1 protein-coding gene is annotated in these 387 nt (G+C 66.1%); it reads left to right on the top strand.

The annotated features are described in order from the left end of the window. Positions 1–387 (top strand): hypothetical protein (locus DIE11_RS36050; protein WP_148093079.1); only part of this gene is annotated, 387 nt, incomplete at both ends.

The following is a 387-nucleotide window of genomic DNA, read 5'->3' as shown; positions in this document are numbered from 1 at the left end:
CCAGTCAGCCGCATACCCACCTGGGCACTCTGGTGGACGAGGCTGGCCGCATCACCGGCCTGTGGCTGATGGGCGAGGACGAACCCCTGCGCCGCCTGAGCCTGTACCGCTATGACGAAGCGGGCGACCTCATCCTGGCACAAGACGAGAATGCTGCCGCGTGGACCTACCAGTACCAGCACCACCTGATTACCCGCTACACGGACCGCACCGGCCGCGGCATGAACCTGCAATGGCAGGGCGACGGGCCGGACGCCAAGGCCGTGCGCGAATGGGCCGACGACGGCAGCTTCGACACCCGCCTGGAATGGGACGAGAACATCCGCCTCACCTATGTCACCGATGCCCATGGCCAGGAGACCTGGCACTACTACGACCACCTCGGCT

Source organism: Burkholderia sp. Bp9012 (assembly GCF_003853825.1).
Classification (GTDB): domain Bacteria; phylum Pseudomonadota; class Gammaproteobacteria; order Burkholderiales; family Burkholderiaceae; genus Burkholderia; species Burkholderia diffusa.
The sequence above is the reverse complement of the archived record's forward strand: the minus strand, read 5'-3'. Positions and strand labels throughout refer to the sequence as shown.